We start from the raw sequence: 19,651 nt of genomic DNA on the forward strand, positions 1-19,651 counted from the left end.
ATATATGAAAATTGTTCCTGTAATATTATCTGGCGGTTCTGGGACCCGTCTATGGCCTTTGTCACGTGCCGTATTGCCAAAACAACTATTGCCTCTGGTAAGTGAAAATACCATGCTACAGGAGACACTACTGCGGCTGGCTAGTTGGGCAGAGATTGAGTCGCCTATTGTTGTATGTGGCAATGATCATCGTTTCTTGGTTGCTGAGCAATTAAGACAGGTAGGCTTGAATCCAGCGGCGATCGTCCTTGAGCCGATTGCAAGAAATACAGCGCCGGCCATTGCGGCCGCGTCGTTAATTTTGAAGGACACAGATGCGCTAATGCTGGTGTTGCCAGCTGATCATGTGATTACCGATGTTGCTGCTTTTGAAGCGGCGGTGCGTCGCGCCAGTGTGGCGGCCAGTATGGGCAAGCTAACTACTTTCGGCATTGAGCCCACACATCCCGAAACCGGTTATGGCTACATTCAATCAGGGGATGGCCTGGAGGCCGCAGAAGGATGTTATACCGTTGCACGGTTCGTTGAGAAGCCTGACGCCGAAACGGCACAGCAGTATCTTGATGCCGGCAACTTTTACTGGAATAGTGGCATGTTTTTGTTTAAACCAGCCATTTTTCTCGCCGAGCTGAAACAACATGCCCCAGCCATGCTAGATGCAGTGACCATGGCTGTGGCTAATAGCTACAAGGACCTTGATTTTGTGCGCTTACATGAAGCGTCATTTGCCAAGTCTCCGTCAGATTCGATTGATTATGCGGTCATGGAGAAAACGCAGCTGGCCGCAGTCGTACCAGCCAATATGGGGTGGAATGATGTTGGATCTTGGACTGCGCTGAAAGAGGTCCAGCCAAACGACGAATCAGGAAACGCAATTCGTGGCGATGTTTATCTCAGGAATGTCAAAAATACTCTGGTGCGTGCCGAGCATAGATTTGTGGCAGCGGTAGGAGTAGAGGATCTTGTGATCGTTGAGACCGGTGATGCCATTTTGGTGGCACACAGAGACTGTGCTCAAGATGTGAAAAATATTGTAGATCATCTCAAAGCCAGCGGTCGCACTGAGCACCAGGTACATCCGCGCGTGTATCGTCCATGGGGCTGGTACGAAGGTATTGATGTGGGGGAGCGATTCCAGGTAAAGCGCATTATGGTCAAGCCTGGCGAAAAACTGTCTCTGCAAATGCATCACCATAGGGCCGAGCATTGGGTGGTGGTGAGTGGTTCTGCCATGATTACAGTGGATGATGTAACCAAGCTTTATACTGAAAACGAATCTACATATATTCCTATTGGGTCTACCCATCGCCTGGAAAACCCGGGCAAGTTGCCATTACATCTGATCGAGGTGCAATCTGGAAGTTATCTAGGGGAAGATGATATCGTCAGGTTCGAAGACACCTATGGCCGGAACTAGCATGATCGAAAGCAAACAGTTAAAGCAACTCATGCTGGAAAGCGGCGTAGGGTTTGGTACTAGTGGGGCCAGAGGCTTGGTTTCATCAATGACAGATGAGGTATGCGCTGGCTACACGCATGCTTTTGTTAAAACCATGCAACGTAGCTACGACTTCCAGCGAGTCGCTGTTGCAATTGACTTACGCCCGAGTAGCCCAGACATTGCCCAAGCCTGCGCAAACATGCTAAGCCAGTTAGGGCTGCAAGTGATTTTTTGTGGTGCTATCCCAACGCCGGCCCTAGCGTTATTTGCTCAAACCCATCGTATTCCTGGCATTATGGTCACTGGCAGCCATATCCCTTATGACCGTAACGGACTGAAGTTTTACCGCCCAGATGGCGAAATCAGCAAGTCGGATGAAACTGCAATGCTGGCGAGTGAAGTGCAACCTTTACTTCAAAATTCTAATGCGTTGCCGCCAGAGGATATGTCAGCAAAATATGATTATATACAACGCTATAAATCATTATTAGGGCATAACGCGCTTTCAGGACTCAAACTGGCGATATATCAGCACTCCAGTGTAGGCCGTGATTTGCTAAGTGTACTTTTGCAAGACTTGGGAGCAGAGGTGATTTGCTTGGAGAGATCGGATACTTTTGTTCCGATTGATACTGAGGCAGTCTCGCCAGAGGATGTTGAGAAAGGATTGGCCTGGTCTAGAAAGTATTCTGTTGATGCCATTATTTCTACAGATGGCGATGGCGACCGTCCATTAATCAGTGATGAAAAAGGGCAATGGTTACGGGGTGACATTGTCGGATTACTCACAGCCAAGGCATTAAAAATGACGCATCTGGCGGTACCTGTTAGCTGTAATACCGCAATCGAAGCCAGTGGCCTTTTTCATAAGGTGACCCGTACACGAATCGGCTCACCCTTTGTTATTGCTGCAATGGAAGAAATTAAGCGTTCAGGCACTAACAGTATTGCCGGCTTTGAAGCGAACGGAGGATTCTTGCTAGGATCGGCTAATACGGAATATGAAAATCTAGCCCCCTTGCCGACACGTGATGCTGTTTTGCCAATTGTATGTTTGCTGGCCGAAGTTAAGAGACAAAACAAACCGCTTTCGGAGTTGGTTGCTAACCTCCCTCAGCGTTTTACCGCGAGCGATCGATTACAGAATTTTCCCAATGAAAAAAGTCATGCCTTATTGCAGGCATGGACTCAGGCGCCTGCTGAGTTATTGAGCACTCTTGAGATCGATGAAAATGTCATTAGTGCAGATATCACGGATGGGTTAAGGTTAACCCTGGTCTCTGGAAATATTATCCATCTGCGTCCATCAGGAAATGCGCCAGAATTAAGGTGCTATGTAGAAACACCTAACCAGACCACATCAATTACATTAGTGAACGATGTTTTAAATAAACTTAAGCTGTTAGTTGGTTGATCCAATTACTCGCAAAATAGCAATAACACAGAATATCTTTAAATATTTTTGCTATTGCAATGTTAATTAAGCTAAAATAAATGCATAGAATTGGTGCATGTTAGTTGAGTGTCTGTTTCTATTGGTGCAATTAGTTTATTTTCAGCTCGATCCTTCAGATTAAATTATACCAATTCCCTTAATTATCAAATAGTTATGGATTTTATTCTGCGGGCATGATTATTGCTAGTATACTTGTGTGTACGTTATCGCGATAATTTTGATGGCGTATTTTTGTCGTAAATGCACATCATATTTAATTTTAATTGAGGAGAGGATATGAAAGTATCTACGTTTTTGGGATCAATCGCTTGTGCTACGGCAATTGCGTATTCCGGTATTGCGTCAGCAACTGTAAGTACGGTTAATTTTAGCGGTTACGATAAGCCGTTTTCAACTGAATCCAGAACTGAAAAAATCAACATTTCTTACACTGGTGGTAATTTTAATTTAACTGGCATTCTTGACCCAGTGCTTACAGTAATAAATGGAGTGAATACAGGTTTGTTCCAAGGCGCAACATTAGTCAGCGATGTGGATGATACATTCCAGTGGGCACCAACGTTTTTAGATTTGACAAGATTCACATTTAGCGTATCAAACCTTGCTGCAGGGAATTACACCTTAAAGTTTAACTTGCTAGGCGGTGGCTTTTACTCCGGTAGCTACACAATTACACCAGTTCCTGAACCAGAAAATAATGCATTGATTTTTGCTGGCTTAGGAATTATTGCTTTGATCGCTAGAAGAAAATTTTCTTAATTTTTTCGTCTAGCATTTGATAGCCGATTGCACATTTGCAATCGGCTTTTTATTTGGAGAAGTGAGCATTAATTCGGTGAACGGCAGAAATCGTTTCCGTAGTTGATGCAACAAGCGCCATTCGAATAAAGCCTCGTCCCGGATTGACGCCATGCGCTTCACGGGCAAGAAATGAGCCCGGCAGCACTGTGATATTCAGGTCTTGATAGAGCTGTTTGGCTACAGCAGTATCATCTTGCTCGGTATTGATCCACAGGTAAAATGCGGCATCAGGTAATTGCGTTTGCGGCCATACAGTTTGCAAGCGTGGGGTGACGGCCGCAAATTTTTCACGATAAAGTGCACGGTTTTGTTGGACGTGCGCTTCGTCATTCCAGGCCACGATACTTGCAGCTTGTACGGCCGGATTCATGGCGCAGCCATGGTAAGTGCGGTATAGCGTAAACTTTTCTACAATCTCCTCATCCCCTGCGACAAAGCCAGAGCGCATACCAGGCACATTTGACCGTTTGGACAGCGAGCTGAACATGACGATGCGTTTAAAGTCGCGACCAAGTTGATGCGCGGCTTGCAAGGCACCAACGGGCGGCTGCGCTTCATCAAAATAGATTTCCGAATAGCATTCGTCTGAGGCAATCACAAATCCGTATTGATCAGAGAGTTCAAACAGTGTTTTCCAGGCGGCAATGTCCATGACTTTGCCGGAAGGATTACCGGGACTGCAGACAAATACCAATTGCGTGCGCTTCAGCACGTCAGCAGGCACTTGTGTGAGATCCATCACAAAATCATTCTCGAGGGTGGTATTGATAAAGTAGGGCTGGGCGCCTGCCAGAAATGCAGCACCTTCGTAAATCTGGTAAAACGGATTGGGTGAGATGACCACTGGCGGTTGTGAGCCCGTGTTGTCTATCACCGCTTGCGCAAAGGCGAATAATGCTTCGCGGCTGCCATTAACCGGCAAGATGGCTTTATCGATATTGAGTGCCGGGATCTGGTAGCGGCGCTGTAGCCATTGATTGATGGCTTCACGCAAGGCCGCTACGCCGATTGTGGTAGGATAGCTGGCCAGTCCACTCAGGTTGTTCGCCAGTGCTTCAGAAATGATGACTGGCGTGGCGTGCTTGGGCTCACCGATAGACAGGTTAACGTGGCTATACTCAGGATTTGGCGTCAGTCCTTGAAACAAGTCGCGCAGACGTTGAAAAGGGTAGGGCTGGAGAAGATTTAAATGTGGATTCATAGGTGTGTATTATAAGTGACGCTTTCGCATAAACAAAAAGCTTCGCAGCAAAAAAAGTGGGCATCGTTGGCCCTGGTGTATGGCGCCTTGTGCTGGGGCGTGATTTGGTACCCTTACCGGCTGCTGAATGAGGTCGGCCTGTCTGGCGTTCAATCAAGCGTACTGAGTTATTGCGTGGCCTTGGTAATTGGTATGCTGCTGTTCTGGCGGCGGTCAGCGTATATCTCGCAGATTCCTTTTTCAGCTTATGGCTTAAGCCTGGTGGCGGGCTGGACCAATCTAGCTTATGTGCTGGCGGTGATTGATGGCGAAGTCATGCGGGTCATGTTGCTGTTTTATCTTTCGCCATTGTGGACACTGCTGTTGGCCAGAATCTGGTTGCATGAGCCCTGGCATTTACCGCAACTGGCGGCGATAGGCTTGTCTTTGCTTGGCGCGACCTTGATGCTGACAGACGGCCTATGGATGTGGCCGTGGCCGCAATCCACCTCGGATTGGTTAGCGTTATCCGCCGGCATTGGTTTTTCGCTGACCAATGTCATTACCCGTTACTCCACCCACCTCTCTGTTGCGGCAAAAGGCATGCTGGTTTGGCTGGGCGTATTTGGCTTATCTATGTTGGTATTGCTATGGCTCAAGGGGGCGAATGGTTTTGCTTTTGTCACAGACGTGACGCCCATGATGGGGCTTTGGTTGGTATTGATCGCATTGCTACTGGTTTCTGCCACCTTGCTTGTTCAGTATGGCGTCACCAAAATCCCGGCCATTCAAGCCTCAGTATTATTTATGACCGAGTTGATTGTCGCCGCCATCGCCGCCTACTTTTTGGCACATGAAACGATGTCTGTGACAGAGATGATGGGCGGCCTGTGTATTATTGCCGCTGGCGTATTGTCAGTCGTCACCGCGGAGACGGAAGATTCAGCCGCTGGATAAAAGCAATTGTTGATACGCCTGTTCAAGCTGGCGGCAGAAGCTGTCCGGGCTAAACAGGCGATTGGCATGGTTTTGCAAGCGCACTTTGATGGCCGCTAATGCTGCTGGCGTTTGTGCCAGCATGACGGCCATTTGCTCCAAAGCCAGCCAATCTTGGCAAATACAATCCTCCAAGCCGAGTTGCTTGAGCAAACTTGCGCTTACGCGTGCCGGAAAGGTGGTACCTTGCACAGTGAGCAAAGGAATACCTTGCCATAGCGCGTCACTGGCGGTGGTATGGGCATTGTAGGGTGCGGTGTCCAGCATTAAATCTGCATGTTGCTGCCTGGCGATATGTTGCTCGATACTGGTGCGCGGCGCGAAAATCAAACGATCAGCAGCGACGCCCAGTGCCATGGCGGCGTTTGTCAAATGCTTGGCTGCCCAGACATTACCTTCGAGCAGCCACAATACGCTGCCTGGGACCTGTTTTAAAATCCGCATCCAGCAGGCAAACACCTCAGGCGTAATCTTGAAACTCTGGTTAAAGCAGCAGAACACAAAGCCTTGCGCTGGCAAACCATGTGACTGGCGGCTACCTGCGTCTGTAGTGGGGCGACGTGCATTATTCGGTTGATAGCAGGGCAGTATGATCGCCTGCTCCGCCAAGGCCACTCCTGCCAAGGTTTCATCCACGATAATCGCATCGTATAGCGGTACACCATTAAGCATGCCCATGCTGCCGGGATACCCCAACCAGTTGACGTGCTTACGCGCCGGTTTATAAGCGGCGACGCCACTGCGACTGCGTTGAGTAAAGCCGGTTAAGTCTACCAGCAGGTCAATCTCCGCTGTGCGCATCTGTTGCGCAACCGCTTCGTCTGTCATGTTGCTGATTTCCAGCCACTGATCTGCGGCCGCATGAAAAGCGTGCCATTCGGCAGACTGATCATTGTGGCTATTGCTGTATAACAGTATTTCAAACTGCTCGCGATGGTGTGCAGCGATGACCTCAGTGACCAAATAAGCCAGGGGGTGTTTACGAAAATCCGAGGATAGATAAGCCACTTTGATGCGCGCACCTGCTGATTTGGCCGCTGGCGCAGCCAGTGGTTGGATGTGCGCGTAATGTTGTTGCGCCCAACGGCTGGCACAGGCTAACTGCTCCTGATCTGTGGTGCCTGGCATGGACAGAAAGGCAAATGGCGGGATTTGTGCCTGAGGCAGCGCCTGTAACGCGTGACGCACCTCTGCAATGGCTTGCTCAAGCCCTTGCCAGTCAGCCATATGCTGTTTTTGATGGATCCAATGCACCTTGGCATGCAGCAGTTTGGGATTTAATTGCAGGGCACGCACATAGGCAGCCACTGCCAAGTCCAGCCGGCCTTGCTCGCGGTAGGCATTGCCCAGATTGTTATGGCATTCCGCATCCTGTGGATCCAGTTGCAACGATTGCTGGTAGTGCTGGATGGCAAGCGCGGTTTGCCCAAGCTTGCGTAGGCTATTGGCCAGATTAAAATGCACATCGGCCTGCTGCTTGTCTTGTGCCAGTGAACGTCTGAAAAAGTCGGCCGCCAAAGTTTCATCGCCGCGCAGGCTGGCTACATTACCGAGCTGCATCAATATCTGCGGATGTTCTGGCACCAGTTGCAGGGCGTGCTGAAAAGCGCTTTCCGCCGCATTGGCTTGCTTGGTTTGCAAATAATACCGTCCCAGCTCGTAATGCAGTTCCGGGTCATCTGGCGTGCGGCTGAGCTGCTGCTGAAGTTTGGCTAGCTGATCAGTCATGTTTTCTCTTGCTCACTAAACGGCTGTAGCAATGGCTTCCAGCCGGCCTGTTTAAACAATAACCGTTGCGGATGCAGACCTAGCCAAAAAGTATCCTCAGAGAGTTGTGGCAAGGTATGGCCAAAATCTTGCAGCATGCGTCTGGCTAGTATGGCTGCACAATAAGGGGCTGTCATCAGGCCTTTACTACCGTGCGCTGCATGCACATACAGCCCTTGTGCAGCGGGCAAGTCAGCGAAGCTGTTGACTGACGCATGACTGTCCATTAAGTCTTGTAACGGCAAAAGCGGACCCACATAGGGTAAATAATCCGGCGAGCCACAGCGTAACGAAGCCCGTGCCGAGATCACGGCCGTGTGCGCCACTGGACCAAATTGTGGACTGAGCGTGCTCACCATATGCAGATTTTGCTCGCTATCTTCAGCACGCACGCTGGTATCCGTTTCGCCTGGCGCAAAGGTGGCTCCCATGGCATGCGTTCCTTGATGCGCTGGGGTTAGATAGCCATCCCCACACAAGATGGTACGCAAGGGTTGCATCGCCGGTTGCGCGGCAATCACCCCCATTTGTCCACGCACAGGATTGAGCCACATCCCACTCTCAGGAATTAAAGCTGCCGCTTCAGCCGCATTACACACCACCACGGCATCAAACGTGCCCAAGGGGCTGCTATCACTGAATAGCTGCCAGCCGGAAGAAATGCGTGAAAGCTTGTCGACCTCCTGCGCTAAATGCAACCTAATTTTTGGCTGCTTCACCATCTGCTGGCAAGCCCGCACCGGATTGACCCAGGCCCCGTGCGGGAAATATAAGCACTCATGGCCAATCTGAACGCCCGCGCATTCGCTGGCTGCTGCTGCCGTCATTTTGTGGAGCAGTGGCGTATCGACGCCAAGCTGTTCATAGCGGGCGGCAACTTTTTGCACGCGTTTATGTTCACGTGGGCTGCCACCGAGTTGTAATAACCCGACGCTCTGGAAGCCGTCGTCGCCCAGATTGAGCTGCGCATAATGCCGCAGGCTATAACTATAGCTACGCCAGGCGAGCTGGTCATTCATCGGTTTTTCGGCATTGAGCCTGGGATAGAGCATGCCTCTGGGATTGCCAGAGGCCCCCGTAGCGACTTGCGCCGCACGCTCAAACACATGCACTTCACAGCCGAGCGACGCCAATTGATTGGCCGTGCTGCAGCCCGCAATGCCTGCACCTATGATGGCCACTTTAGGCAGCGGGTTGATCGTTGGTGCAGTCGTCGTGGGCCAATTTCCACATAACATTTCACGCTTGTTGCCAAAGCCTTTAGTTTTTTGGACTACAAATCCAGCGGCTTGCAAGCCGCGCTTGACCACACCCGCACTGGTAAAGGTGGCAAATGTGGTGCCTGTGCGCGCACAGGTGGCCATGCTTGCAAATAAATATGGTTGCCACATTTGCGGATTCTTGGACGGCGCAAAGCCATCGAGAAACCAGGCATCGGCCTTCAAAGTGAGCTGTGGCAAATAATGCGCACTGTCCCCGATAAACAAGGTCAGGCTGGCCGAGAAACTAGGCAGCTCAAGCTGGTTAATGCCTGGCTGTAACAAGTGATATTGTGCGCAGAGTGCCGCGCTTGCTTCGGCCAGTTCTGGAAAATGCGCATGCGCGGTTCGCAAATCCTGCAAGGTGAAGGGCGCAATTTCGACGCTGACAAAATGCAGGTGGGCGTGAGCAGGAGCGGTGTCACGCCAGAGCTTGAGAGCCGCCAGAAAATTGAGGCCGCTGCCAAAACCCGTCTCTACAATGACAAAATGACTCGCTGTGTCGGCCGGGAGCTGCTGCCAGCGTTCAGCCAAATGGTTATGCTGCAAAAACACATAACGGGTTTCTGCCAGCCCATGCTGCGGATGCTCGGGACTGACAGAAAAATAAACATCATCGAATTCGGGGGAGTAGGGCAGGCCATTGCGCCACTCCAAGACTGCATGTGTACTCATGCCGCCAAGTTTATCATGGCCGGAGCATGCGCTGCTTTAGGCCACGCGCTTAAGCTGACGATAACCAGGTTTGGCCAACAGCAAATGCACGTCGCCCAGCGCGCATTCTGCAAAGCCACCCTCGCAGTAACTCAGGTAAAAATCCCACATGCGAATAAAGGTCTCGCTATAGCCCAGCCGCTGTATGGCATCGATATTGGCAAAAAAGTTTTCCCGCCATAGACGCAAGGTGGTGGCATAGTCCAGGCCAATATCCTGCAAGTCCACCAGCCGCAAGTCGCTGGCGCGGGTCATGCTTGCCAGCATGGCAGTGTTCGATGGAATATTCGAGCCTGGAAAAATATAGCGCTGGATAAAATCCACGGAGCGGATGGCACTGTCATAACGCTGATCCGCAATTGTAATAGCCTGAATCAATGCAACACCGTTGGGCTTCAATAACTGGCTGACTTTGTTGAAATACGTGTCGTAGTATTGATGACCGACCGCTTCTATCATTTCGATTGAAACCAGTTTGTCGTATTGCCCATGCAGATGACGGTAATCCTGCTTGAGCAGCGTGATGCGGTCTTGCAGTCCTGCTTCCGCGATTCTGCTTTGAGCCAACGCATATTGTTGCTGCGAAATGGTGGTGGTGGTCACATGGCAACCATAGTGCTTGGCCGCATAGATGGCGAAGCCGCCCCATCCCGTACCAATCTCAATCACGCGATCGTTTGCGCTAAGCTGTAATTTCTCACAAATAACCTGTAACTTACGCTCAGAAGCCGCTTGTAAACTAGCGGGTTCCGTGTCAAACATGGCAGAGGAATACATCATGGTCGGGTCCAGAAATAACTGGAACAAGTCATTACCGAGATCATAGTGCGCGGCAATATTCTTTTTGCTGCCTGCCTCGCTGTTGCTATTGAGCCAGTGAAACAGTTTGAGTACGGGCTTGCTTAGCCATTGATAGCCGCCTTCCAGCGTGTCCATGACAGATTGGTTAAGCACCATCAGGCGGATCACATCGGTTAATGTGTCTGCTTGCCAGTAGCCCAGCATATACGCCTCCCCCGCACCAATGCTGCCGCCAAATGCAATTTCGCCATAAAAACGCGCATCAAGCACGGTAATGCTGGCTTGAATCTGGCCTGGTTGTGCCTGGCCAAACACATGCGTTTCTGTGCCATCTACAAGCGTAAGCTGGCCAATCTGCAGTCCTAACAGGCGTTTGAGCACCTGCGATTTGGCCAGTTGCGCTACCCATTTGGCGCGGCTTTTGGCCTTGAGCGGTTTGGTCAGGGTGTCCGTTGGCAAGGATGAAGGGCTGGGAAGGGTATTCATAGTATTCAATTCAGCGTCAGGTATTTTGATCAGGATGGGGATAGAACGGCACTTTTTTGAGCCAAAGCCGCAAGGCTTGCCAATAAATGGCGGCAATCACTTTCAGTGTCATCCACGGGTACTGCCATAACAGGCGATTCAAGGTAGCCGCTTGCCAGGGCTGTCTGTGTAATTTCAAGGTGGCAAAAAACATGGACTGTTGATCTCGCCAGTTTTGCATATGTACGTTGAGGACTTCCGCCGGCAATGAAAATTGCCATTGATACTGGATATCCATAGGCATAAATGGCGAAACATGAAAGTCTTTTTTGAGGCTAAATACCCCGTTCTCGGCCGTATTCATGGCATGTACATAAGCAAACCGTTCTTTCCATGGAGTATTGGTAATGTGGCTCACAATCGCTTGTAATTGGCCTTGCTCATCGTGGCAGTAATAAAAACTCACCGGATTAAAGCAAATGCCCCAGTAACGGCAATGCGTCAGCAAGCCGATGCGACCTAATGGACGCTGCCCGGTTTCCTGTTCAACCAGGTTACGCACGCTGACATCCAGCGGCTCGTGGCTGGGCCCCAGATAGTCCTGGCGCCGAAAATAAGCCAGATTTGGTTTAAGATAAGACCATAAGCGATTGTTTTTAAAAAGCTTTGGCAATTCATCCAGATCCAGATACAACATAAACAGCCGGTAGCGAAAACCATGCAGGGTTGGCTGTAGCCGTTGATGGCTCACCCAACCTGTATAAATGGCACTTTGCAAGCAGTCTGTTTGCAATGCGGCGGGGGGACTCATAAATGCATCGCCTGAAAATGTTGTATGGCCGCCAGTGCACTGACCACGCCGTCCTCGTGAAAACCGTTGCGCCAGTAGGCGCCGGCATAGCCAGTCCGGTGTTTGCCACTGATCTCGGCATGGCGGGCTTGTGCCTGGGCGCCTGCCAGCGTGTACAAAGGATGGCGGTAGTGCAGCTTTTTAATCACCTTGTCTGGCGCGATGGCATCGGTGTAGTTCAAGGTGACCAGTAAAGGCTCGCTGGACTGGATGCCTTGCAGGATGTTCATGTTATAGGTGACCTGCACCTTGTCTGTCGCTTGCGCCGTAACGTGGTAGTTCCACGCCGCCCAGGCTAGCTTGCGTTGCGGCATCAGACGGGCATCCGTATGCAGATATACCGTGTTATCCTGATAGGGAATGGCGCCTAGGATGTCGCGCTCGGCCGTTGTGGCCTCAGCGCCCAATATCTGCAAGGCTTCATCACTGTGGCAGGCAAAAAAGACAAAATCAAACCGCTGTGATTGCCCGTTTTGCGTGGTCACGCTGACGCCCTGTGCATCGCGTTGCACAGCCTGCACTGCTGCATTGAGCTGGATACGGTCACGATAGCCGGCAGTGATTTTTTCCAGATAGCGCGCAGAACCGCCGACGATGGTGCGCCACTGCGGCCGCTGGTCTACCGTGAGCATGCCATGATGGTGAAAAAAGCGCACAAAGAAGCGGGCAGGGAACTGCAGCATCTGTTCTGAATCAGTTGACCAGATCGCGGCCCCCATAGGCACGATGTAGTCGCGGATGAATTGGCTTGAATATCCCTGCCGTTTTAAATAGTCACCCAGCGGAATTTCATCGCCTGTAGCGAGCAGAGCCAGTGAGGTTTTGTTAAAGCGCAAGATATCCAGAATCATGCGGTAAAACGCTGGGGACAGTAAGTTGCGGCGCTGGGCAAACAGACTGTTTAACGTCGTACCGTTATATTCCAGCCCGCTGACTTCGTTGCGCACGCTAAAGCTCATGTTGCTGTCACGCCAAGCGACACCCGCTTCACGCAAAATACGCTCAAACTCAGGATAGGTTTTATCGTTAAATACAATAAAGCCAGTATCTACCGCATGCTTCTGGCCACCAACCGTCACCTCATGTGTATGCGTATGGCCACCGATGTAGTCGTTAGCTTCAAACAGGGTGATGTCATGCTGCTGATGCAAATAATAGGCAAGGGTATTACCAGCGATACCGCCGCCGATAATGGCAATCTTCAATCCCATTACAGCGGCCTTTCCTGATGATGCTGATCGCGCACCTCAACTGGCACTTGCTTTAAATTCCAGATTAACCCTAATGCAGCCAGTATTCTCAGTCCGTAATAGGTCAAATCAATCTCCCACCAGTAAAAACCTTGCTTGACCGAACCCGGAAAATGATGATGATTGTTGTGCCAGCCTTCACCCAGCGTCAGCAGGGCAATCAGCCAGTTATTGCGACTGTGGTCGCGCGTGGCATAACGGCGGCTACCCCAGACATGCGCCAAGGAGTTGACACAAAAGGTGGCGTGATAAAGCGCCACGGTGGAAACCACAAAGCCCCACACCAGTAACTGCCAGCCGTTGGTTTGTAATTGTGGCGCATAATGTGCCAGCGCAGTCCCCAGTAAAAAGATGCCTAAAGCCAGTGCGAGCGGCACCAGGCTGTCAAAACGGTCCAACCAGCAGAGTTCACGAAAACGCGTCAATTCACGCACACGCTCTAATTGCGTCTTGAAATTGGCATGGCTCAGAAACCAGCCTAAATGACTCCACAGCAAGCCATGCTGGTGTGGTGAATGAATATCTTGCGGCTGATCTGCATGTACATGATGACTGCGGTGGTGGGCGGCCCACCACAAAGGACCGCGTTGTACTGCAGTGGCTCCAATCAAGGCAAATAAGAACTGTCCGGCGCGCGAGGTTTGAAAGGTCTTGTGGGCAAAATAGCGGTGATAAAAGCCGGTAATCGCAAACATGCGGATCAAATAAAGCCCGATGGCAAAGGCCACCGCAAAAGGACTCCAGCCCACCCAATATAAAGCGAGCAGGGCAAGATGCAGGCCAACAAACGGCAGCACCCGCCACCAGTCTATGCTCTCCGCATGCGCACTGGCTGGCGGCTGGTAGCGCTGGTTATCCAGCCAGCCAATGAGCCGCCATAGCAGCCCGGTGATTCTGTGTTGCATGATTCGTCCTCTCTCAAATACGCGTCGCCTGTTGCGCGTATGGTGATGTTTGTTTGATCAACAACTCACCCTTTTATTGTGGTTGATGCTTGAAAACCTCTAGCTTGCTGGTGTCGTAGCCCATGGCCAGGATTCTAGCGACCAGTTGTTCATAGCTGGCCTGATCCAGCGTTGGTTTCCTCGACATCAGCCAGACATAATCACGTTTGTTACGCGCAATGATCGTATGCTGGTAATCCTGGTCCAGGTAAGCAATCAGGTATTCTGATTTGAACGGCCACACAAACTGCATGCGCCACTCGGCATTGCCAGTGCCCGGCACAATAAAACCCGTCGGGTGATAGACTTTAAGTGGGCCTGTGAAACTGCCCTGACGAAAGCTGAAAGTAGTGGCAATACTGCCATCCGAAGTTTTTTCATAGCGCTCAACCGGATTGTAAGGATCCTTTTCAATGAAGGTCGGGATCGCTGCTATCACATACCAGTCGCCCATAAAACGGTCCAAATCCACTTGCTCAACCGTTTTAATCGGAGGCAAGCTTTGGCAAGCGGTCAGAGAAAAAATACTCATTATACAAATCACTTTAAATAATTTATTCAACATATTGATTAAATAAGTTTATATTTAATTTTATAGCCTTCTGGCGTAATCGACTCCAACGCCACCCACTGCTGTTGCTGATCGTACCAAAGCGTAATTTTCAGTTTGTCTTTGCCCTTTAAACGGCCATTGAGCCGATATTGATGGGTGAGGGTGGTCTGACCTTTCACCTCTATAGTTTTGCTGCCTTCATCCGTGACAGTCACATCCAGATATTCTGCATTTTGTGGGTTAAGTAAACGGGATTGCTTGAGTATTTCGGGATTCCAGTAAGCAAAGGTCATGATACAGCTTGGCAGGGTTTGCGTACTGCCATTTTTCTCAAGTACAAACTGATTATTTTGTATCGCTCCTTTGACGTCGGTGATTTCTTTATTTTCCTCGGTGTGTGCCGTCAGTTGAGACAGGCAGTTGCCTTGCCATTGTTCATCGGCCTGGTGCTGGTAGCGATAGGCATTAATAAACAGCACTTTGACCTTGAAATTGGCGCGGCTTTGCAATTGGTTCTGATCCAGGCTAAAGGTGTGCGTCCCAATTTTTTGCTGGTCCAGATAGACCTCAAATGACCAGTCCTGCGCCTGTAGGGGAATAGCGAATAACAGCGCCAGGCCAGTTAAAGTGCATCGCGTGATAACCTTAATTCTCATTTTTCAGCTCTCTTGGGGATCCCGGGAATAAATGCATTGGTATTTTTGACATATTCGGCATACCCGGGACGACGGCTGTGGATAGTCTGCTCCATCAAACTCACACCACTGACTTTTAACAGCAAGAACGTCATCAAAAGCGGTGACACCCAAACCCAATAGCTCGCTGATGACGCCGCCAACAGTGCAAATCCCCACCAGATCAGACACTCGCCAAAGTAGTTTGGGTGGCGGCTGTAGCGCCATAAACCAGTATTCAGTACCTGGGTTTGATGTCCGGCGGAAGCCCTGAACCGTGTGAGCTGCAAGTCCGCCACCACCTCCCAATATAGACCGAGCACAAATAACAATACACCAGCCAGGTCCAGCCAATTCAAGGCAGCAGTGCTTGAGATGGCCGCGAACAGAGGATAAGAAATGATCCAGGCCAGCAGCGCCTGAAAAGCGAACACAATGTAAAGGCTTTTCAACCAGAAATAAGGCTCATTGTTTTTACGTATCGTGTCATATCGATGATCTTCTTTGCCCCAGTTGCGCCAGGTTAAAAAAATACTCAACCTTAGCGACCATAAGGTCACTGCGAACAGCACCAGGCAGGCGCGTAATGAAAGGTCTTGCAGGAATATGGCGGTTACATAGGCCGTGATGGCAAAGAACAGGCTCCACATGCTATCCACATGGCTGTAGTGTTTGGTGATAAAACTTAAGAACCAGCCGCAAAGTGCAAACAACACAATCGCGATCAGCGCGTAGTAATAAATCATGTTTACTCCAAAGCGAGAGACTGGTTAAAGCGATGACGTAACCACAGCATGAGTGGTAACAGAGTGGCCCATTCAAAGGCAAACCAGGCCAGGCTGTAAAGGCTTGGTAATTGAATGGCCCCCACACTTTCAGCCCCTAAATAAGCAAGGGGGCCGAACACTGCCCCCAGCATGAACGCCAAGGCATATTTATGTTGTAACCAGCGCATGCTGACGTTCAGCGTGGTGGCAAAGGCAAGCCATAAGGCCAACATCCAGAGCGGGATGTAGGCCAACCACTGCGTATGGTTTTCAAATAGGATCCATTGCAACTTATATGCAAATTGGTCTGCCACTGCGCCAATCACTGCCGTCAATAAGAGCGGCAACGTTTGCGCCCAACCCTCGACCAGCGATAAATGCAGCAGGGTATAGAGCAACACTGCAGCGAAAACGGCTGTACTCAAGCCGGGTTTAGCGGACAATACGCACAGCCACCAGATCACTTGAAAAGAAATAAAATTAAATATAATCAATTTCTTATTGGTCATATTTAATCTTTCAGATTATCGTTTGGCAAATAAATAGTGGCTGACCCACCAGGTCTGGCCATGGTTGTAACCGAACAGTTCTGCGCAGGCCATGAAAAAAATCCGCCAACGTTGACGCCACATTTCTGCATCGGCCGGGCCATAGATATGCGCCAGGACAGGGGTCAGTACTTGATGGTTTTGGTCCATCAGTTGCAGCCAGGCATTCGCCGTTTTTTCATAATGTGTACCATCCCAGCGCCATTTGTCTAACAGTTTCAAATCATCCTGAAAATACAGCGGCAAATCATCACTAGGCATCATGCCACCACTAAAGAAATACTGGCTCATCCAATCATCTTCCGCTTTGACATCAAAAGCATAAGGGGTGTAGCGGTGGACAAAAATATGCTTGAAAAACAAACCACCCGGCTTAAGCCAGCGCGCCACTTTGCCATAGAGCACTTGGTAGTTGCGCATGTGTTCAAACATTTCAACCGAAACAATGCGGTCGTAAGTTTGCTCGGTATCAAACACATTCATATCTGCAGTGAGGATATGAATGTTTGACAGACCACGCGCTTTTGCCTGACTCATAATATATTCACGCTGCGAAGCGGAGTTTGAGACCCCCGTAATCTGCGCCTGCGGATAATGGCTGGCCATCCATAGCGTCAGCGAACCCCAGCCGCACCCCAGCTCTAAAATATGTTGACCATCATGCAACTGGGCATGTGCACAGGTTTGCGTGAGCGCCAGCTGCTCGGCTTCATCAAGCGTGCGTGTTTCCGGCAACCAGAAACAGCTACTGTATTTGCGATTGCTACCTAAACAATATTGATAAAAATCGGCAGGTACTTCGTAATGCTGTGCATTGGCTTTTTCAGGCAGTGGCGCGATCTCTGACCGAGCCATTGCCTGCAAAAATTGGACTAGACTTGACTGCGCTTGCTCACAATCCTGTTCAGAAATTTCTTGCAGCCTTGATTTGCACAGGCGTTGAATGCCTTTACGGATCAAAGCATCAGAGAGGTAGCCTTTTTCAGCCAATTTTAAGGCAAATGTTACAGGTGAAGTCATGATGATAATTATTGTATTAACTAAATGATTCTAGTATAAGTCCATTCGTCCTTCCGATTAGTTTCATGGATAGAAAACTTTTTATCCATGCCAGCCTTCAGGTCGATGTTGCAGGTGTTTACTGCTGGATATGCCGAATTCGCGGGCGGGTAAGTTTTAGGTGTATACTAACCTGTATAGTCAAATATATAGCGGGGGTTATCATCATGCAAAACAACACAGCGAAGGTATGTGCTGTAGTGACATTTTCTGTCATGCTTATGGCTTGTTCGCATGCCAGCAAGCCAGAAAAAACGGCCTCGCCCAATGTCGATTGGCCAAGTTATGGCATGAATCTGAAGGCGCAGCGTTACTCTTCTTTGTCACAAATCAACCAGAAAAACGTCCATCAGCTTGCGCTCGCTTGGAAAGTGGAAACCGGTGTAAAAGCCACGTTTCAAGCCACTCCGATTGTGGTCAATGGTGTGATGTATGTCAGCTTGCCCTACAACCATGTGTTGGCGCTGGATGCAGCGACGGGTCAACAGCTATGGAAATACACGCACGACCGCAAACCAGACTGGCCGATGTGCTGCGGTCCAGCTAACCGTGGCGTAGCCGTGGCAGAAGGTAAAGTGTTTATTGGTACAGTGGATGCCAGGCTGATTGCATTGGATGCCAAAACGGGCGCAAAGCAGTGGGATATTGATGTCGCCGCTAATCAGGTGAGCACCGAGCACCAGGACGCCTTAAGTGGTGATGACCCCAATAAAACCCGCAAAGTGACAGGGGGCACCGGGGTAGGCATTGCGATGGCCCCGGTTGTTTACAATCATAAGGTCATGATCGGCATTACCGGTGTCGGCTATGGCTTGCATATTGATAATCCTCGCAGTGATGCGCCCTTGGGCGCGGTGATCGGCGTCACTGGCCGTTATGGCCGTCCAGGCTTTTTGGCAGCTTATGACGTGAATGATGGTCATCAGGTCTGGCAGTTTGATACGATACCCAAGCAGGGTTGGGAAGGGCAGTTTGTGACTAAAACGGCCGATGGCAATCAGTTTCACAGAGACACCGCCGCTGAGCGGACAGCACTTAAAGACTACCCTGACGCCGCAAAATTTGGCGGAGGCTCAGCCTGGAGTACACCAGCCATTGATACCACAACCAATACCCTATACTTTGGCACAGGCAATCCCTCACCTCAAATGAACGATATTTCGCGCCCAGGCGATAACTTATATACAGTTTCTTTAGTGGCGCTCGATACCGAAACCGGTCAATACAAATGGCATTATCAACAAGTCCCTCACGATCTTTGGGGCTATGATCTGGCAAGCCCACCAGTCCTGTTTGACTATCAACTTCATGGCAAGACTATTCCTGCCGTGGGGCAGGCCAGTAAAACGGGCTGGTTTTACATTCACGACCGCAACACGGGTCAGTTCTTGACCAAGTCAGCCCCATTTGTGCCACAACACAATTTATTTGCCAAGCCAAGTCAAGAAGGTACTGTCATCTATCCAGGCATTTTAGGCGGTGCCAACTGGTCACCTGTCAGCCTCGATGAAAAACATCAGAAAGTTTATGTGGCTGCAATGCATAGCCCGATCAAATATACCGTTCACGAAACCACAGTGAATCCGGGCGAAAAACCTATTCGCTATGCAGCCAGTGAACCCACAGACGACCCTAGATGGGGCGTACTCAGTGCAATTAACCTGACTGATGGCCATATTTTATGGCAACAAAAAACGAATCAGCCATTGGTTGGCGGTGTGCTAGCAACAGATGGCGGGTTAGTGTTTTGTGGGGAAGGTGAGGGCAGGCTAGCGGCTTATAACGCTCAAACCGGTGTATTAATGTGGCAGTATCAATCGGAATATGGCGTGAACGCGCCACCTATTTCTTATGCAATTAACGGTGAGCAATATATTGCTGTTGTGAGTGGTGGAAACTCGTTATTTGGGTTTAAACAAGGCGATCAAATACACGTTTTCAAGCTTAATACAATGCAATAACTTTTAATAATGCAAAAAGTAAATTTTATTCTTTTTGAATAACCGTTTAAATTGGCCTCTATTGATTTTTATGTTACCCTGACGTAGAGAAGAGTTTTTAATTGTTACACCAAATTAAAATTGATTAGTCACAATGGGCTATTGCGTTTGGATGACTGGTCAATC

Annotated in this window: 17 protein-coding genes; 5 read left to right on the forward strand and 12 right to left on the reverse strand. The window is 49.8% G+C overall.

The features are described 5' to 3' along the window. The first annotated feature begins 4 nt into the window (after positions 1-4). The 3 genes from AACH41_RS07115 (at position 5) to AACH41_RS07125 (ending at position 3,656) form a co-directional block, all read left to right on the forward strand. Positions 5-1,417, forward strand: a complete 1,413-nt coding sequence (locus AACH41_RS07115; RefSeq protein ID WP_338653996.1) for a mannose-1-phosphate guanylyltransferase/mannose-6-phosphate isomerase — start codon at positions 5-7, stop codon at positions 1,415-1,417. A 1-nt stretch (position 1,418) separates the two neighbouring features. Beyond that, a complete protein-coding gene (locus tag AACH41_RS07120) occupies positions 1,419-2,855 on the forward strand; it encodes a phosphomannomutase (protein WP_338653997.1) in 1,437 nt (478 codons plus the stop codon). 318 nt (positions 2,856-3,173) lie between these two features. After that, positions 3,174-3,656 (forward strand): FxDxF family PEP-CTERM protein, encoded by a 483-nt coding sequence (locus AACH41_RS07125; protein ID WP_338653998.1) that lies wholly within the window; start codon positions 3,174-3,176, stop codon positions 3,654-3,656. A 49-nt stretch (positions 3,657-3,705) separates the two neighbouring features. Here the strand turns inward: AACH41_RS07125 and dapC are convergent, their stop codons facing one another. Continuing rightward, positions 3,706-4,899 carry a succinyldiaminopimelate transaminase gene (dapC, locus tag AACH41_RS07130; protein WP_338653999.1) on the reverse strand — a complete coding sequence of 398 codons (1,194 nt, stop codon included), beginning with the start codon at positions 4,897-4,899 and terminating at the stop codon, positions 3,706-3,708. Positions 4,900-4,914: 15 nt separating this feature from the next. Here dapC and AACH41_RS07135 point away from each other — a divergent pair, with 15 nt between their 5' ends. After that, a complete protein-coding gene (locus AACH41_RS07135) occupies positions 4,915-5,835 on the forward strand; it encodes a DMT family transporter (RefSeq protein ID WP_338654001.1) in 921 nt (306 codons plus the stop codon). On the opposite strand, the gene AACH41_RS07140 is transcribed toward AACH41_RS07135, so the two are convergent. The 11 genes from AACH41_RS07140 to AACH41_RS07190 all read right to left on the reverse strand — a co-directional run bounded on the left by AACH41_RS07140 (position 5,821) and on the right by AACH41_RS07190 (position 17,486). Further along, on the reverse strand, positions 5,821-7,602 hold the full coding sequence (locus AACH41_RS07140) for a tetratricopeptide repeat protein (RefSeq protein ID WP_338654002.1): 1,782 nt from the start codon (positions 7,600-7,602) through the stop codon (positions 5,821-5,823). The genes AACH41_RS07135 and AACH41_RS07140 overlap by 15 nt on opposite strands. Continuing rightward, positions 7,599-9,575, reverse strand: a complete 1,977-nt coding sequence (mnmC, locus tag AACH41_RS07145) for a bifunctional tRNA (5-methylaminomethyl-2-thiouridine)(34)-methyltransferase MnmD/FAD-dependent 5-carboxymethylaminomethyl-2-thiouridine(34) oxidoreductase MnmC (protein ID WP_338654003.1) — start codon at positions 9,573-9,575, stop codon at positions 7,599-7,601. The genes AACH41_RS07140 and mnmC overlap by 4 nt, the downstream gene beginning before the upstream one ends. Before the next feature lie 36 nt (positions 9,576-9,611). Continuing rightward, complete coding sequence (locus tag AACH41_RS07150) at positions 9,612-10,901, reverse strand: cyclopropane-fatty-acyl-phospholipid synthase family protein (RefSeq protein WP_338654005.1); 1,290 nt, start codon at positions 10,899-10,901, stop codon at positions 9,612-9,614. A gap of 16 nt (positions 10,902-10,917) precedes the next feature. Further along, positions 10,918-11,691 (reverse strand): DUF1365 domain-containing protein, encoded by a 774-nt coding sequence (locus tag AACH41_RS07155; RefSeq protein WP_338654007.1) that lies wholly within the window; start codon positions 11,689-11,691, stop codon positions 10,918-10,920. After that, the gene (locus AACH41_RS07160) at positions 11,688-12,935 is read right to left on the reverse strand and encodes an FAD-dependent oxidoreductase (protein WP_338657586.1); all 1,248 of its coding nucleotides are present in this window, start codon (positions 12,933-12,935) and stop codon (positions 11,688-11,690) included. The genes AACH41_RS07155 and AACH41_RS07160 overlap by 4 nt, the downstream gene beginning before the upstream one ends. A 5-nt stretch (positions 12,936-12,940) precedes the next feature. Then, on the reverse strand, positions 12,941-13,885 hold the full coding sequence (locus tag AACH41_RS07165) for an acyl-CoA desaturase (RefSeq protein WP_338654009.1): 945 nt from the start codon (positions 13,883-13,885) through the stop codon (positions 12,941-12,943). A 73-nt stretch (positions 13,886-13,958) separates the two neighbouring features. Next, positions 13,959-14,456, reverse strand: a complete 498-nt coding sequence (locus AACH41_RS07170) for a lipocalin family protein (protein WP_338654011.1) — start codon at positions 14,454-14,456, stop codon at positions 13,959-13,961. Positions 14,457-14,494: 38 nt separating this feature from the next. Further along, the gene (locus AACH41_RS07175) at positions 14,495-15,133 is read right to left on the reverse strand and encodes a DUF6134 family protein (protein ID WP_338654013.1); all 639 of its coding nucleotides are present in this window, start codon (positions 15,131-15,133) and stop codon (positions 14,495-14,497) included. Beyond that, the gene (locus AACH41_RS07180; RefSeq protein ID WP_275355156.1) at positions 15,130-15,897 is read right to left on the reverse strand and encodes a DUF1295 domain-containing protein; all 768 of its coding nucleotides are present in this window, start codon (positions 15,895-15,897) and stop codon (positions 15,130-15,132) included. Before AACH41_RS07180 ends, AACH41_RS07175 begins: the two co-directional genes overlap by 4 nt. Positions 15,898-15,899: 2 nt before the next feature. Then, on the reverse strand, positions 15,900-16,427 hold the full coding sequence (locus AACH41_RS07185; RefSeq protein ID WP_338654018.1) for a DUF2878 domain-containing protein: 528 nt from the start codon (positions 16,425-16,427) through the stop codon (positions 15,900-15,902). A gap of 15 nt (positions 16,428-16,442) precedes the next feature. After that, positions 16,443-17,486 carry a cyclopropane-fatty-acyl-phospholipid synthase family protein gene (locus AACH41_RS07190; RefSeq protein ID WP_338654020.1) on the reverse strand — a complete coding sequence of 348 codons (1,044 nt, stop codon included), beginning with the start codon at positions 17,484-17,486 and terminating at the stop codon, positions 16,443-16,445. Between the two features lie 254 nt (positions 17,487-17,740). Here AACH41_RS07190 and AACH41_RS07195 point away from each other — a divergent pair, with 254 nt between their 5' ends. After that, complete coding sequence (locus AACH41_RS07195; protein ID WP_338657587.1) at positions 17,741-19,486, forward strand: PQQ-binding-like beta-propeller repeat protein; 1,746 nt, start codon at positions 17,741-17,743, stop codon at positions 19,484-19,486. The last annotated feature ends 165 nt before the right edge of the window (positions 19,487-19,651 follow it).

The organism is Methylophilus sp. DW102, from assembly GCF_037076555.1.
GTDB classification, from domain to species: domain Bacteria; phylum Pseudomonadota; class Gammaproteobacteria; order Burkholderiales; family Methylophilaceae; genus Methylophilus; species Methylophilus glucosoxydans.

Excerpts from the sequence above, each read along its gene's own strand:
- AACH41_RS07165 (WP_338654009.1), bottom strand. The coding sequence starts at position 13,885 with ATGCAACACAGAATCACCGGGCTGCTATGGCGGCTCATTGGCTGGCTG.
- AACH41_RS07190 (WP_338654020.1), bottom strand. The coding sequence starts at position 17,486 with ATGACTTCACCTGTAACATTTGCCTTAAAATTGGCTGAAAAAGGCTAC.
- AACH41_RS07140 (WP_338654002.1), bottom strand. The coding sequence starts at position 7,602 with ATGACTGATCAGCTAGCCAAACTTCAGCAGCAGCTCAGCCGCACGCCA.
- AACH41_RS07125 (WP_338653998.1), top strand. The coding sequence starts at position 3,174 with ATGAAAGTATCTACGTTTTTGGGATCAATCGCTTGTGCTACGGCAATT.
- AACH41_RS07150 (WP_338654005.1), bottom strand. The coding sequence starts at position 10,901 with ATGAATACCCTTCCCAGCCCTTCATCCTTGCCAACGGACACCCTGACC.
- AACH41_RS07170 (WP_338654011.1), bottom strand. The coding sequence starts at position 14,456 with ATGAGTATTTTTTCTCTGACCGCTTGCCAAAGCTTGCCTCCGATTAAA.
- AACH41_RS07120 (WP_338653997.1), top strand. The coding sequence starts at position 1,419 with ATGATCGAAAGCAAACAGTTAAAGCAACTCATGCTGGAAAGCGGCGTA.
- AACH41_RS07155 (WP_338654007.1), bottom strand. The coding sequence starts at position 11,691 with ATGAGTCCCCCCGCCGCATTGCAAACAGACTGCTTGCAAAGTGCCATT.
- dapC (WP_338653999.1), bottom strand. The coding sequence starts at position 4,899 with ATGAATCCACATTTAAATCTTCTCCAGCCCTACCCTTTTCAACGTCTG.
- AACH41_RS07185 (WP_338654018.1), bottom strand. The coding sequence starts at position 16,427 with ATGACCAATAAGAAATTGATTATATTTAATTTTATTTCTTTTCAAGTG.
- AACH41_RS07180 (WP_275355156.1), bottom strand. The coding sequence starts at position 15,897 with ATGATTTATTACTACGCGCTGATCGCGATTGTGTTGTTTGCACTTTGC.
- AACH41_RS07115 (WP_338653996.1), top strand. The coding sequence starts at position 5 with ATGAAAATTGTTCCTGTAATATTATCTGGCGGTTCTGGGACCCGTCTA.
- AACH41_RS07175 (WP_338654013.1), bottom strand. The coding sequence starts at position 15,133 with ATGAGAATTAAGGTTATCACGCGATGCACTTTAACTGGCCTGGCGCTG.
- mnmC (WP_338654003.1), bottom strand. The coding sequence starts at position 9,575 with ATGAGTACACATGCAGTCTTGGAGTGGCGCAATGGCCTGCCCTACTCC.
- AACH41_RS07195 (WP_338657587.1), top strand. The coding sequence starts at position 17,741 with ATGCTTATGGCTTGTTCGCATGCCAGCAAGCCAGAAAAAACGGCCTCG.